This window comes from Brevundimonas lutea, assembly GCF_003704105.1.
GTDB classification, from domain to species: Bacteria; Pseudomonadota; Alphaproteobacteria; order Caulobacterales; family Caulobacteraceae; genus Brevundimonas; species Brevundimonas lutea.
Genome location: NZ_QUOQ01000006.1, coordinates 200,736 through 214,440 on the forward strand (window position 1 = coordinate 200,736; position 13,705 = coordinate 214,440).

Here is a 13,705-nt window from a genome sequence, read left to right on the forward strand (position 1 = left end):
GATCGTGGACTGGCAAGGGGTGGCGTGTCGTGGAGCGACGCCCCTGAAATTTCGGATCAGGCCCGACGCAGGGCCGGCGCGCCGTCTTCGGACGGCGCGCTCGCCTGTTTCAGCTCGGCCGACAGGAAGTCGATTAGAGCTCGCACCCGCAGCGGCAGGTTCCGTCGGTCCGGATAGACGATGAAGATGTCAGCCCGCTCTCGCAGGGTGTCGGGAAACAGTTCGATCAGGCGACCGGACGCCAAATCGTCACCCACGTCCCACAGCGACTTCATCCCTATGCCGGCTCCGGCCAGCAGCCATTCGTGAACAACTTCGCCGTTGTTGGTCGACAGGGCCGGCTTGACCGTGACCGACTGCATCACGCCATCGATATCGAACATCCAGCGATCCAGCAGGCGGCCGTCGCGCATGATGACGATGGCGTCGTGCTCGGCCAGGTCGGCGGGCGTTCGCGGCGTTCCATAGCGCGCCAGATAGTCCGGGGAGGCGCAGACCGCGCGGCGCGCCTTCAGCAGCCGGCGGGCCACGAATTCTCCATTGGTCGGGGCGCCGATGCGAATGACGGCGTCGTACTCCTCGCGGCCCAGTTCGTCGGCGCCGTCGGTCAGGACAAGTTGCAGATCGACACCGGGATTTCGTCTACGGAATTCCGCGAACAGCGGAGCCAGACGCCTCCGGCCGAAGGAGATCGGCGCGGCCACGCGCAGCAGGCCGTGCGGGGTCGTCGCGCCGCGGCTGACCGTCTCCTCGGCCTCGGCGAGATCAGCCAGGATGCGCTTGCAGTCGCGATGAAACTGCTCGCCCTCGGTGGTCAGGCGGAACAGCCGGCTGGTGCGGGTGACGAGGCGCACGCCCAGGCGGCTTTCCAGCGCCTCCAGCCGGCGGCTCACGGCCGCCGTTGAAAGGCCCATTCGGCGCGCGGCGTCCGACAGGCTGGCGGAAGACGCGATGCAATCGAAGGTGCGGATATCGTCCATGGCGGCTGACTAGCACCGACTTTGCGTCCGCCAATGCGACAGATTGTTCCCGACGCAATCTTTAGGCGGATCAGCGGATTTTGCGAGAATTTTCCCTCGCTCCCGATCGTCCGAGGCGGCAGAGTGTCGCAACCTCAATCGAGATAAGGATGACGAGACCGAATGGAAGCGGGCCACGGCGCGGGCGAGTTCAAGGATCTGGTGGTGTTCCTGGCCGCCGCCGGGGTCATGGTTCCGCTGTTCAACCGGTTCAAGATCAGCCCGGTGCTGGGTTTTCTGGCCGCGGGTGTGCTGCTTGGCCCTGACGGTCTCGGCCGTATGAGCGGCGGCGAAGGTCCGCTGTCCTATTTCACCATTACCGACCAGGCCCAGGTGCGGGTGCTGTCCGAGCTGGGCGTCGCCTTCCTGCTGTTCATGATCGGGCTGGAGTTGTCGTGGGAGCGGCTCAAGGCCATGCGGCGGCTGGTGTTCGGCCTGGGTCTCAGTCAGGTCATCCTGTGCGCCCTGGCGTTGGGCGGCGCCTTCTATCTGATGGGCCAGCCGCTGGTCAGCGCCATTGTGCTGGGTCTCGGCCTGGGGCTGTCGTCAACCGCCGTGGTCATGCCGGTGCTGGCTGAACGAGGGCGGCTTGCGGGATCGGTGGGACGCTCCACCTTCGCCGTGCTGCTGGCCCAGGATCTGGCGGTGGCGCCGATCCTGATCACGGTCACGGTTCTGGCCTCGATCGTGACGGCCGGCGCGACCCCGGCGGGCGAATTGGATACGGGAGCGCTGCTGGCGGCCCTGTCGACCCTGGCGCCCGCGGCCATCGGCCTGGCGCTGCTGATCATCATCGGACGATTGGTGCTGAGGCCGCTGTTCCGGCTGGTTGCCCGGGCCGAAGGGCAGGAATTGTTCCTCGCCGCCTGTCTCCTGGTGGTCATCGGCGCGGGCGTCGCGGCCCAAGCCTCAGGCCTGTCGATGAGTCTTGGGGCCCTGATCGCCGGTCTGCTGCTGGCCGAGACCGAGTTCCGTCGCGCGGTCGAGGTGGCGATCGAGCCGTTCAAGGGGTTGTTGCTCGGCGTCTTCTTCGTCGGGGTCGGCATCGGGCTGGACCTCGACGCCGTGGCCGCCGATCCGCTGGGCCTTGTGGCCCTGACCCTGACCCTGATCGGGGTGAAGGTGGCGGTGATCTTCGGCCTGGCGCGCGCCTGGGGCCTCAAGCCGGGCGCGGCCCTCCAGACCGCTTTGGTCCTGGGGCCGGCCGGAGAGTTCGCCTTTGTCATCCTGGCCGAGGGCATGGTCGAGGGGGTCGCCTCGCCCGTGTTCGCCGGTCAGGCCATGATCGCAGCGACGCTCAGCATCTTCACCATCCCCTTCCTGGCCATGGCGGGCGACGCGCTGGCGAAGCGCCGGACGCGGAAGGATCAGGCGGCGCCGCCCGAGGCCGCGCTGCCCGAGGCCATCGACGGCGCCGATGTGCTGGTGGTCGGCTACGGCCGGGTCGGACGCCTGGTAGGCGAGATGCTGCGCGAACATGGCCAGAGCTATCTGGCGATCGACACGGATATCGAGGCGGTGCGCGAGGCGCGTCGTCAGAAGCGACCCGTCAGTTTCGGCGATGCGTCGCGGGCTGATCTGCTCAATCGCTGCGGTATCGACAAGGTCCGGGCCCTGGTCGTGACCATGGATTCGCCGGGCAAGGTCGAGGAGGTGGTGCGCGCCGCCCGCGCCCTTCGCGACGACCTGACCATCATCGCGCGGGCCCGAGACGATCGCCACGCCCAGCGCCTCTACGCCATCGGGGTTACGGACGCCGTACCCGAAACGATCGAGGCCAGTCTGCAGCTGGCCGAGAACACCCTGGTGGACCTCGGCGTGCCCATGGGCCACGTCATCGCCTCCATCCACGAGCGCCGCGACCAGTTCCGCAAACTGTTTTTGGAGGCGACGCCGGAGGATCGAAGGGGACGACCGAACCGCGCGCTTCGGGCCTCACCGGATATCCCCAAGAGCTGACCGACCTTGGCGGAGATCTGCGGCAATTCGGCCCATTGGCCGTCTTACAGGCCCATTTTTGACAATCTTTGGGTATGCAAAGGGGGCATGGCGTGGCTCCGAAGGCGGCTCGCCTTTCTCACCCAAGATGTTCGTCATGCGGCCGTGTTCGCCGCAGCAGTCGTTGAGTCAGTGTCGTATGCAGGACAGTTCCGTTCAGGCCCAGGCCGCTCCCGAGAAGCTCAACCGTCGCCAGGCCGCCAAGGTCCGGACCCGGCAGAAGGTGCTGGAATCGGCCCGTGGCCTGTTCGCTGAGCGCGGTTATGATCCCGCCACCATCCGCGATATCGCCAAGGGCGCCGGCATGTCGACCGGCGCGGTGTTCGCCAATTTCCAGGACAAGGCTGAGCTGTTCGAGGCGGTTCTGGTCGATGATCTCGCCAAGCTGGCCGAGGACATGCGTCGCGGCGCCCGCAAGGACGGCGACCTGAAAACCCGTCTGCAGGCCGTTCTCGATTCCGGCTATCACGCCAGTCTGGATCACCTGCCGCTGATGCAGGCCTTCATCGCCCGCTCGTGGTTCCAGCCGCACGCCGCCGAGATGCGCGCCCGCGCCGCCGGTCGCAACGTCCAGGCCGTGATCGCCGACATCCTGCAGGAAGGCGTTCGCTCCGGCGAAGTCGCCCAGGACGCCGACGTCAAGCTGCTCGGCGAAATGGTGTGGGACGCCTATCTGTCGAACTATCGCAAGGCGGCCTATGACGGCTGGGACCTGAAAGGCCTGTCGGACCGTCTTTCGGCCCAGCTGGACCTGATCCTCGGCGGTGCCGGCAAGGCCATGCGCAAGGCCGCCTGAGCAGGAATCAGCTCTTCCACCTTAGGGTCCGGGGCTTGACCGGATTGATGAAGGGCCGCGCCTCGGCGCGGCTCTTCGCCCATTCGCGCTTCAGCTGCTGGTACCATTTCGCCTGGGTGTCCGAGTCGTCGATCCAGATCAGCGCCGGATCGTAGCGCAGGCCCTCGTTTTGCAGATTCACCATGCCGCCGTCCTGTTTCAGGAAGGCGCGCACGCCCTGGCGCAGAAAGGGTTTGGCCAGGCCGAACACCCAGTGGTCGGACCAGAAGATCTGGGTGATCCGTGTCTTCGTCTCGGTGATCGGCGTCAGGCAGGTCAGGGCCAGAACCTGCTTCTCGCCCACCAGGATATGCTCCCAGCGATAGCCGGGCAGGCGGAAACTGATTTCCGTGGCGGGCGCGCCTCCCAGGATCCTGTAGGCTCGGCTGTTCGACGACGGCGCGTGGCGCACCATGGCGAAGCCCAGATCGCGCGGCTCGAAGGCCTTGGCCTTCTCGTGCATCGAATGTTCCGAGCGCCACCACCATTGCTGATGCACATAGGGGCCGTGCGCCGGGTCCATCAGCCCGACAACGGCGTGGTCGATGTGGCTGTCGAAATCCATCCATTCGACCAGTTTCGCCTCGCCCTCGGCGCCGGGGAAGACCGGGGGCGGATGATCCGGCTCGGCCGGGCGGCGCGGGTCGGACGTCATCCAGACGAAGACCATGCCCTGGCTTTCGACCACCGGATAGGACCGCACGCGGATGCGATCCGTCTCCATCGCCTGATCCGACACCAGCGACGGGATCGCGGCGCACACGCCGTCCGGTCGGAAGCGCCAGCCGTGATAGGGGCACTCCACCGTCTCGCCCTCGCCGGGCTTGTCGACCAGCCGCCCGGCCGACAGCGGCGCGGCGCGGTGGGGGCAGATATCGCGCATGGCATAGGCCTGGCCCGCCCGCGTGCGCCCGATCAGCACCGGCTCGCCCAGCAGCTCGTAGCGTCTCAGGAACGCCGGCTTCACGTCGCGCGACAGGGCGGCGAAATACCAGGTGTCCAGCACGAAGCCCTGGCCGAAGGCGGCGCGCGGCGACTTCGTGGCGGGTTCAGGAGACTGGACGGCGGGATCGGCGAGCGTCATGAGCCATGGCATAGCAAACTGCGCGCCGATGCGCCGCAATGTTTGACTAAAGCACTTTGCGTTTGAAAGTTACCGTGTTAGGCAGAGCGTCTGTTCAGGAGAAACCCATGTCTCGATCCGCCCTAGCCGTCTCCGTCGCCGCCCTGATGCTGGCGACCGCCCCCGCCTTCGCTCAGGACGGTCATACGAACCATGCCGCTGGGCATGGCCAGGCCGCCGATCCGCATGCGGGCGCGCATCACGGCCACCAGCATGCCGACTTCGACTCCGACCGGATGCATGTGCGCGTCGATGGCCAGGGGCCCGACATCATCCTGATCCCGGGTCTCAGCTCCTCGCCCATGGTGTGGCAATCGACCATCGACCATCTGGGCGGCCGCTACCGGACCCACGCCATCCACGTTCAGGGCTTCGCCGGCGCTGACGCTGAGGCCAATGCCGAAGGTCCCGTCGCCGCGCCGGTGGCCGAGGAGATCGCCCGATATATCCGCGAAAAGGGGCTGGAGCGGCCCGTGGTCGTCGGCCATTCCATGGGCGGGACGATGGGCATGATGCTGGCGGCGCGTCATCCTGATCTGGTCGGCAAGCTGATGGTGGTGGATATGGTGCCCTTCATGGGGGCCATGTTTGGAGCGCCCGGCGTGACCGCCGAACAGGTCGCCCCGATCGCCGACCAGATCCACACGGCGATGAGCTCCGGTCCGGACGAGGCCTATCGGGCCCAGGCGGACGCGGCGATCACCGGGATGATCAACACCGAGAGCCTGCGCGCCGGACCTCTGGAGGACGCGCGCAACAGTGACCGCCAGGTCTCGGCCAACGCCTATCGCGAGCTGATCGTCACCGACCTGCGCCCCGAACTGGCCGCCATCACCGCCCCGGTCGAGGTGCTTTATGTGAAGTTCAACGATCCACGCATGACGCCCGAGATCACCGACCAGATCTATCAGGCGTCCTACGCCACCCTGCCCTCGGCCGAACTGACCCGCATCGACGACAGCGCCCACTTCATCATGTTCGACCAGCCGGAGCGCTTCTTCCAGGAACTGGACGGCTTCCTGGCGGACTAGACGTTCCCAGCGCGGCGAAGGGGTTCAGGCCGCGCGTCGCCGCGTCGGTCGTTCTTCCTTGGCCTCGAACAGTTCGGCCAGTTTCTCGATCATGGCCCCTGCCAGCTGTTCGACATCCACCAGGGTGACGGCGCGACGGTACCAGCGCGTGACGTCATGGCCGATGCCGATGGCGATCAGCTCGACCGGCGAGCGCTCTTCGATCATGGCGATGACCTGGCGCAGGTGCTGATCCAGATACAGCGCCGCATTGGCGCTCTGGGTCGAGTCGTCGACCGGTGAACCGTCGGAGATGACCATCAGGATGCGGCGCTGTTCCGGCCGCGCCATCAGCCGGTCGTGCGCCCAGGTCAGGGCCTCGCCGTCGATGTTCTCCTTGAGCAGGCCTTCGCGCATCATAAGGCCCAGGTTCTTGCGGGCGCGCCTCCACGGCGCGTCGGCCGACTTGTAGATGATGTGGCGGATCTCGTTCAGCCGGCCCGGATTGGGCGGCTTGCCGTCGGTGATCCACTGCTCGCGCGCCTGTCCGCCCTTCCAGGCGCGGGTGGTGAAGCCCAGGATTTCGACCTTGACGCCGCACCGCTCCAGCGTTCGCGCCAGGATGTCGGCGCAGACCGCCGCCACCATGATCGGCCGCCCGCGCATCGAGCCGGAATTGTCGAGCAGCAGGGTCACCACCGTGTCCCGGAACGGGCTCTCGCTCTCTGCCTTGAAGCTCAGCGGCGCGGTGGGGTCGGTGATGATCCGGGTCAGGCGGGCGGTGTCCAGCACCCCCTCTTCCAGATCGAACATCCAGCTGCGGTTCTGCTGGGCCAGCAGCCGGCGCTGCAGCTTGTTGGCCAGCCGCGCCACGATCGAGGACAGAACGGCCAACTGCTGGTCCAGTAGGGCCCTCAGCCGTGTCAGCTCGTTGGCATCGCACAGCTCGGCGGCGTCGATCGTCTCATCGAAGGCGGTGGTGTAGGCGCGGTAGGGCTGGACGGCACGACCATCGTCGCCGGCTCGGCCGCGGTTGGGCTGCTCGCCCTCGGCCAGTTCGGGCGACTCGTCCGAAAGTTCGGCGTCGGCCTCGCCGGGCGCGCCGTCGGAGCGGCGCTCGGCGTCGTCGCCCTCGGCCTTTTCCGGCGTCTGGCCGTCCATGGACTGGCCGCCGTCGTCGGCGCCGTCGTCCTCGTCCTGATCCTCGTCTGAGGCGTCGGGTTCTTGCGGGTCGGGCTGGTCCTCGCCTTGATCGTCCGAGGCGTCGTCGCCCTGGGCGTCGCCCGGGTCTAAGTCGAGGGCCCGCAGCACCGTCTTCAGCGCCGCCGCGAAGGCGGCCTGGTCGCCCGCCGCCTCGGTCAGGGCGTCGAAGGCCGGCCCGGCGCGTCGCTCAAGGTCGTCGCGCACCAGATCCAGCAGCGCCCCGGGGCCGTCCGCGATCCGCTCGCCGGTCAACCGCTCGCGCGCCAGCAGCGCCGCCACCTCGGCCAGGGGCGCGCGAGCGGCCTCGGTGACGCGCAGCGCGCCCATCCGCTCCAGTCGCGTGGTCAGGGCCGCGTCCATATTGGCGCGCACGCCCTTGAGGCTGGCGGAACCCAAAGCCTCGACCCGCGCCTGCTCCACCGCTTCGAACACCTCGGCGGCCTGACGGTCGGACGGGGTCAGGCGCGAATGTAGCGCCTCGTCGTGGTTGGCCAGGCGCAGGGCCATGCGGTCTGCCGCGCCCCGGATGGCCGCGCTCTCGGCGTCCGACGGCGCGCGGGGCGGATGCGGAAGGGTCAGGACGCCGTTCGACAGGCGCGGTCCGTCCGAACCGAAGGCGACCTCCAGCTCGGCCTGTTCGGCCAGGGCCCGGGCGGCGTGGGCCAGGGCGCGCTTGAACTGTTCCTGCGGCGTGTCGGCGGCCATGGCCCGGGCTTAGCGCGAGGTCCGCGCGGCGGAAAGGCCCGGGCTTACGCCGGCGACCCTCAGATCAGCCGGATTTCCTTCAACCGCTCGGTCAGGAAATCTTCGGCCATGATCGACTGGCCAGCGTAGCGGTCGGGGTTTTCCGCCGTCACGGTCGAGGGCAGGGTCTCGATCACATAGTCGGGGTTGAAGTGGAGGAAGAACGGCGTCGAATAACGCGCGAAGCCGCGTCGTTCGGGCGCCGGGTTGATCACCCGGTGCGAGGTCGACGGCAGGACGTGGTTGGTCAGCCGCTGCAGCATGTCGCCGATATTGACCACCAGCGCCCCCGGCGGCGGGGCGATGTCCAGCCACTGACCGTCCGCGTCCTTCAGCTGCAGCCCGGCCTCCTCAGCGCCGAGCAGCAGGGTGATGACATTGATGTCCTCGTGCGCACCGGCCCGGACGCCCGGCGCGTCGGCCGGCACCGGCGGATAGTGCAGCAGGCGCAGCACGCTGTTGCCCAGCTGGACCTTGTCCTCGAAGAAGTCGTCGTCGAGCCCCAGATAATGGGCGATGGCCGTCAGCAGCTTGCGCCCCAGGGCGTCCAGCGCCTCGAACATTCCATAGACGTCTTCGCGGAAGCCCGGGATCTCGGACGGCCACACGTTGTCGCGCATGTATTTCCGCAAGGGGTGGCCTTCCGGCAATTCCCGCCCCGTGTGCCAGAATTCCTTGAGATCGACCGTGGCCGCACCCTTGGCCGCCTCCACACCGAAGGGGGTCAGACCCCGTGCCCCGCCCGTGCCAGGCTGGTGATACTGACGCTTCACCTCCTCCGGCAGGGCGAAGAAGGCCTTGGCGTCGTCGATCGCTCGAGTGATGACGCCCTCGTCCAGGCCGTGATCGGCCACGACGGCGAAGCCATAGCGTTTGAAGGACCCGCCCAGCGCCTGGGAAAAGGCGTCGAAGTCGGTGTCATAGTCGCGCATCGACACGGGCTGGATGGCGCTCTTGATCGGCGCGGATGCGGCGGAATCGGCGGGGGTCATGGGTCTCTGTCGCCCTCTAGAACGGAGTTGACGCCCTTCTAACGCACCAAAGCGGGCAAGGGCAGGGCGCCGGCGTCAGCCGCCTCCCAAGGCCCGGATCGTCGGCGTGGCGTCCAGCGCGTTCGGCTCGATTGGCGGCGCCCGGAGCTGCAGGTGGGCGAACATCGTCCGCGCTCCGTCCAGATCGCTGTCGGCCAGCGGCCGCAGCGGGCCGTCGCCGTCTCGCGTGCCCGGCAGGATGGTCAGGCTGACGCTGTCCATCACGTTGCCGCCGATCAGGTGAAACAGGCGTGACGCCTCGTCGACCCGCACCACAATGTCGCAATGCGTCGGGGCGAATTCGCCGATTTCCTCGCGCCGCTCGGCCAGGGATCGGTAGCTGGCGGAGCCGCGCGCGTTGCACAACAGGTCGCCCGGCTGGACCGGTTGAGCCCCGGCGTCGAACGCTTGAAAGGCCGCGCCCGTGATCTGGCCGTCCCGGGCGCGGATCGCCTGGTCGATGTAGACGCGGTGCGAGATATCGCGGGCGAACTGCTCCATCTCCCCCAGGCCCGCCTCGCACATCACCCAGCTGACGAAAGCCGCCGACCAGGGCTGGACCCAGTCGACCGGGGCGCGGGTCTGGCGCCAGCGGCGGTTCTGGTCGCCGATCACCTCGGGTCCGTCCGGCGTCGCGCTCCAGTAGCCGGCGACGTCGGCGTGGGCCGCCTCATCGCGTTCCCGGCGGCCCATGCGGACGATGTGGCGGGCCTGCCGGGGCGCGGCGCGGCGAGGATTGAGGGCGTCCGGCACGATCCCGTCGGGTAGCCGTCCCGCCTCGATTGGCCTGGCGTCGATGGTCTGGAAGCCGAAGACGGCCCATTCCTGCACCGCCACATCGACGATCCGCCGCCGCGCCCAGTCGGTCGGTCCGGTCCGGCACTGCGACTGCACCACCCGCATCTCGCCTCGCCCGCCGGCGACCCGCTCATGCGGTGGGATCACGTCGAAGGCGTCGCGGGGCAGCCGGTCCTGGGCCTGGACCGGCAGGGCGATGGCGAGGGCCAGCAGGCCCGCTACAGCGGCGCGCACGCCTGCTCCAGCCACGACTTGACCTCGCCCGCGACCAGCGGACCGATCTTGGCCCAGGTCTCGGCGTGATAGGCGTCGACATAGGCGCGCTCGGCCGGGGTCAGCAGATCAACCTCGATCAGGGCCCGGTCGATGGGGGCGAAGGTCAGCTGTTCGAAGCCGTGCATCGGCCGTTCGCCGCCCTCGGGGACCACGGCGGGCGTCACCACCTGCAGGGTCTCGATGCGGATGCCCCAGTGGCCGGGCTTGTAGTAGCCGGGCTCGTTGGACAGGATCATGCCTTCCAGCAGCGGCTGGGTATTCACCGCCTTGGCGATCCGCTGCGGCCCCTCGTGGACGCCCAGGTAGCTGCCGACGCCGTGTCCGGTGCCGTGGTCGTAGTCCAGCCCCGCCTCCCACATCGGCAGACGCGCCAGGGCGTCCAGCTGATGCCCCGTCGTGCCAGCCGGAAAGCGCACCACCGCCATGGCGATATGGCCCTTCAGCACCCGGGTGAAGCGGTCCTTCTGCTCGGCGGTCGGCTCGCCGACCGCCATGGTGCGGGTCACATCGGTGGTGCCGTCCAGATACTGGCCGCCGCCATCGACCAGCAGCAGCGAACCTTTCTCGATCCGCCGGATGGTCTCGGTGGTCGGCTTATAGTGAGGCAAGGCGCCGTTCGGGCCGGCCCCGGCGATGGTGTCGAAGCTGAGATCCTTGAGCGCACCCGTGGCCTCGCGGCAGGCTTCCAGCTTTTCGACGATCTCCCGCTCGTCCGGCAGGGTGTCCTGCGCCTCGGTCGCCACCCAGTGCAGGAAGGTCGCAAGCGCCGCCCCGTCGCGCAGATGGGCCTGGCGCGATCCCTCGATCTCGACGGCGTTCTTGGTCGCGCGGGGCAGGGCGCAGGGGTCCATGCCGCGCACGATCCGGGCGCCCGCCTGGTCCAGCTGGTCGAAATACCAGGCCGAGGATTGGGCCGGATCGATCATCACCGCCTTGCCTGACAGGGCGTCCAGCGCGGCGGGCAGAGCCTCGGCCGGCTGCAGCGACACTTCATTGCGGAGCCATGATGCGAGGCCGTCGGTAACCTTCCGCGGATCCAGGAACAGCCGCGCCTTGCCGTCGGCGTCGACGATGGCTTGACCGATCGGCAGGGGGCTGCGGATCACGTCGCCGCCGCGGATGTTGAACAGCCAGGCGATCGAGCTGGGCGCGGTGATCACTGCCGCCTCGGCGCCGGCCCTGGCGACGGCCTGGCCGATCCTGGCGCGTTTCGAGGCCGCGCTCTCGCCGGCATAGCGATCCTCGTGCGGAACCACCGGGGCGGCGGGCTGATCGGGCCGGTCCTCCCAAGCCAGGTCAATCGGATTTTCCATCACGGGCTTCAGCTCGACGCTCACGCGATCCGCTGCGCGACGCAGTCGGGCGAGGGCGTCGGGGCTGTGCAGACGCGGGTCGTAGCCGATGACCGAGCCTTTGGGCTGGTCCGCCACCCAGTCCGCCATGCCGTCGGCGGTCAGCTCGCGATAGTCGAACAGGGCCTTGTCGGTCTGGGCCGCCACCTGGGTGGTGTAGCGGCCGTCGACGAAGATGGTCGCCGCATTGGCCGTCACCGCAGCCGCCCCGGCCGAACCGGAAAAGCCGGTGGCCCAGGCCAGCCGCTCATTCGCCTCGGGCAGATATTCGTTCTGATGCTCGTCCTCGTGCGGGATCAGGAAGGCGTCCAGCCCCTGGGCGGCCATGCGCTCGCGCAGGAGAGGAAGATGGCGGGCCCCGAAGCCGGGATCGGTCGTCTGGTCGAAGGTCTGGCGCATGGCGGGGGCTTAGCATCGTGAATCCGCGAACGCAGCCATTGCCGATAATTAACCCGCGCGGGTTGCGAAGCGGCTTGCTCCTCGCGACCAAGCGTCACAGTGTCGGGTCATGACAGATCACTCCGCCGGGCCCGTCATCGAGGTCACCGGCCTCTCAAAGGCGTATGGAACAGTCAAGGCGCTGGACGGGCTCGACCTCTCCATCCCGCGCGGCGGCGTCTATGGCGTGCTGGGGCCGAACGGGGCGGGGAAGTCGACCCTGTTCCGCATCCTGCTAGGGCTGATCCGCCCGACCTCCGGGCGCGTGAATGTCATGGGCGGAGAGGTGGGCGATGTGGCCGCCATGCGCCGCACCGGCTCGATGATCGAGACGCCGCGCTATCCGCCCTTCCTGACCGCTCGACAGGTCCTGACCTGGCTGGCGCGGTCGCACGGCCTGTCGCCCGCCGAGGCGCGGATCGACGCCTGGCTTGAGCGCGTCGGCATGACGGCGGCGGCCGATCGCCGGGTGCGAGGTTTTTCCGTCGGCATGATGCAGCGGCTGGGCGTCGCCGCCGCCCTGATCTCCAAACCCGACCTCGTCGTTCTGGACGAGCCAACCAGCGGCATGGACCCGCCGGGCATCCAGGAGATGCGCGCCCTGATCCGGTCGCTGGCCGACGATGATGGCGTCACCGTCATCCTGGCCAGCCACCAGCTGGCCGAGGTGCAGCGTGTCTGCGACCGGGTGGCCATCCTCGATCGCGGCCGGCTGGCGCGGGAAGGCCGGGTCAGCGACCTGACCGCCGGCCGCGCCCGTCTTCGCTTCGAGCTGACGCCCATCGCCGCTGCCCTGGACCTGCTTGGCCCGACAGCCCGGCTGGAGGGCGACGCCGTCCTGGTCGAGGCCCGCCGCGAGGAGGCGCCGACCCTGATCCGTCGCCTGGTCGAGGCCGACGTCGAGATCACCGAGGCACGCTGGCAGGGCGCGGATCTGGAGAGTGTGTTCATGACCGAGACGGGAGGCCGCGATGTTCGCTGACGCCGTGCGCGCCGAGGCCTATCGGCTGATCCGCAACCGCTCGACCCTGTTCTGGAGCGCCGCCTTCGTGCCGGTCGGAGCGCTGATCGTCAGCATCGTGGTCAATCTGGTCACCCAAGCCAACACCACGAAACTGGACGCGCTCAAGTTGGACGTCGGCGTGACCGGCGCGCCCGTGGACCTGGGTCAGGCTCTCGTCGCGACGGCGGGACAACTGGCCAATCCGGGATTGCTGCTGTTCCTGACCATCGGCGCGGCGACGCTTTTCGCGGGCGACTATCGCTGGGAGACGTGGCGGCTGGTCATCGCCCGCAACCGACGCCCGAACCTGATCCTGGCCAAGCTTGCGGTGATGGCCGGCCTGGCTGTGGGGGCCATGCTCCTGTTCCTGCTCTGTGGCCTCCTCGCCGAAATCAGCAAGGCGGTGATCTTCGAGCGCGGAATCAGCTTCAGCATCGACGGCGGGGATCTGGGGCGGCTCGCGACCGTCTCCGCACTCTGCCTGTGGCGCATTCTCCAGTTCGTCATGCTGGGTCTGCTGGCCGCCGTTGTCAGCCGATCCTTGCTGGCGGCCCTGTTCGTGCCCTTGGCCATCGGCGCCGCCCAGGGGATCGCCGCGCCGATGCTGATGGGGCTGGGCTGGATGCCGGACGGATGGCCGACCCTGCTCAGCCTGCCGGGCTCGGCCTTCGATATGATCCGACCTGTGGTGTGGCTGGACCAGCCCGTCCCGGCCGAGGTGACGGCGGCCCTGCCCCGGGCCGTGATCGGCCTTACGTTGTGGACGCTGGCCCCCCTGGCCGCCGCCCTGGTGCTGTTCTCACGCCAGGATCTGTCGAAGGAGTAGGGCGTCCAAGACACCGTCTCAGCCTAGAGGCATGGACGGGGGCGGTCCG

11 protein-coding genes are annotated in these 13,705 nt (G+C 68.5%); 5 read left to right on the forward strand and 6 right to left on the reverse strand.

Translation table 11 applies throughout. The annotated features are described in order from the left end of the window. Positions 1-56: 56 nt before the first annotated feature. Positions 57-980, reverse strand: a complete 924-nt coding sequence (locus EES48_RS12330) for a LysR family transcriptional regulator (RefSeq protein ID WP_122467434.1) — start codon at positions 978-980, stop codon at positions 57-59. A gap of 162 nt (positions 981-1,142) precedes the next feature. Between EES48_RS12330 and EES48_RS12335 the strand changes: the two genes are divergently transcribed. Both EES48_RS12335 and EES48_RS12340 read left to right on the forward strand, forming a co-directional pair. Then, positions 1,143-2,978, forward strand: coding sequence for a cation:proton antiporter domain-containing protein (locus EES48_RS12335; RefSeq protein WP_122467438.1), 1,836 nt, complete (start codon positions 1,143-1,145; stop codon positions 2,976-2,978). A 178-nt stretch (positions 2,979-3,156) separates the two neighbouring features. Then, positions 3,157-3,813 (forward strand): TetR/AcrR family transcriptional regulator, encoded by a 657-nt coding sequence (locus tag EES48_RS12340; RefSeq protein ID WP_122467443.1) that lies wholly within the window; start codon positions 3,157-3,159, stop codon positions 3,811-3,813. A 7-nt stretch (positions 3,814-3,820) separates the two neighbouring features. On the opposite strand, the gene EES48_RS12345 is transcribed toward EES48_RS12340, so the two are convergent. Continuing rightward, positions 3,821-4,936 (reverse strand): aromatic ring-hydroxylating oxygenase subunit alpha, encoded by a 1,116-nt coding sequence (locus EES48_RS12345; protein ID WP_122467637.1) that lies wholly within the window; start codon positions 4,934-4,936, stop codon positions 3,821-3,823. A 107-nt stretch (positions 4,937-5,043) separates the two neighbouring features. On the opposite strand from EES48_RS12345, the gene EES48_RS12350 reads away from it, so the two are divergent. Continuing rightward, on the forward strand, positions 5,044-6,006 hold the full coding sequence (locus EES48_RS12350; protein ID WP_122467448.1) for an alpha/beta fold hydrolase: 963 nt from the start codon (positions 5,044-5,046) through the stop codon (positions 6,004-6,006). A 24-nt stretch (positions 6,007-6,030) separates the two neighbouring features. On the opposite strand, the gene cobT is transcribed toward EES48_RS12350, so the two are convergent. The 4 genes from cobT to EES48_RS12370 all read right to left on the reverse strand — a co-directional run bounded on the left by cobT (position 6,031) and on the right by EES48_RS12370 (position 11,788). Continuing rightward, on the reverse strand, positions 6,031-7,893 hold the full coding sequence (gene cobT / locus EES48_RS12355; protein ID WP_122467452.1) for a cobaltochelatase subunit CobT: 1,863 nt from the start codon (positions 7,891-7,893) through the stop codon (positions 6,031-6,033). 59 nt (positions 7,894-7,952) lie between these two features. Beyond that, on the reverse strand, positions 7,953-8,924 hold the full coding sequence (locus EES48_RS12360; protein WP_122467457.1) for an isopenicillin N synthase family dioxygenase: 972 nt from the start codon (positions 8,922-8,924) through the stop codon (positions 7,953-7,955). 75 nt (positions 8,925-8,999) lie between these two features. Next, on the reverse strand, positions 9,000-9,995 hold the full coding sequence (locus EES48_RS12365) for a DUF2272 domain-containing protein (RefSeq protein WP_122467461.1): 996 nt from the start codon (positions 9,993-9,995) through the stop codon (positions 9,000-9,002). Next, positions 9,980-11,788 carry an aminopeptidase P family protein gene (locus EES48_RS12370; protein ID WP_122467465.1) on the reverse strand — a complete coding sequence of 603 codons (1,809 nt, stop codon included), beginning with the start codon at positions 11,786-11,788 and terminating at the stop codon, positions 9,980-9,982. The genes EES48_RS12365 and EES48_RS12370 overlap by 16 nt, the downstream gene beginning before the upstream one ends. Positions 11,789-11,897: 109 nt before the next feature. Between EES48_RS12370 and EES48_RS12375 the strand changes: the two genes are divergently transcribed. After that, on the forward strand, positions 11,898-12,809 hold the full coding sequence (locus tag EES48_RS12375) for an ABC transporter ATP-binding protein (RefSeq protein WP_122467469.1): 912 nt from the start codon (positions 11,898-11,900) through the stop codon (positions 12,807-12,809). After that, positions 12,799-13,656: an ABC transporter permease subunit gene (locus EES48_RS12380; RefSeq protein WP_122467473.1), complete on the forward strand. Its 858-nt coding sequence runs from the start codon at positions 12,799-12,801 to the stop codon at positions 13,654-13,656. Before EES48_RS12375 ends, EES48_RS12380 begins: the two co-directional genes overlap by 11 nt. Positions 13,657-13,705 lie beyond the last annotated feature (49 nt).

Coding starts and splice junctions, on each gene's coding strand:
- EES48_RS12330 (WP_122467434.1), bottom strand. CDS start 980: ATGGACGATATCCGCACCTTCGATTGCATCGCGTCTTCCGCCAGCCTG.
- EES48_RS12335 (WP_122467438.1), top strand. CDS start 1,143: ATGGAAGCGGGCCACGGCGCGGGCGAGTTCAAGGATCTGGTGGTGTTC.
- EES48_RS12340 (WP_122467443.1), top strand. CDS start 3,157: ATGCAGGACAGTTCCGTTCAGGCCCAGGCCGCTCCCGAGAAGCTCAAC.
- EES48_RS12345 (WP_122467637.1), bottom strand. CDS start 4,936: ATGACGCTCGCCGATCCCGCCGTCCAGTCTCCTGAACCCGCCACGAAG.
- EES48_RS12350 (WP_122467448.1), top strand. CDS start 5,044: ATGTCTCGATCCGCCCTAGCCGTCTCCGTCGCCGCCCTGATGCTGGCG.
- cobT (WP_122467452.1), bottom strand. CDS start 7,893: ATGGCCGCCGACACGCCGCAGGAACAGTTCAAGCGCGCCCTGGCCCAC.
- EES48_RS12360 (WP_122467457.1), bottom strand. CDS start 8,924: ATGACCCCCGCCGATTCCGCCGCATCCGCGCCGATCAAGAGCGCCATC.
- EES48_RS12370 (WP_122467465.1), bottom strand. CDS start 11,788: ATGCGCCAGACCTTCGACCAGACGACCGATCCCGGCTTCGGGGCCCGC.
- EES48_RS12375 (WP_122467469.1), top strand. CDS start 11,898: ATGACAGATCACTCCGCCGGGCCCGTCATCGAGGTCACCGGCCTCTCA.
- EES48_RS12380 (WP_122467473.1), top strand. CDS start 12,799: ATGTTCGCTGACGCCGTGCGCGCCGAGGCCTATCGGCTGATCCGCAAC.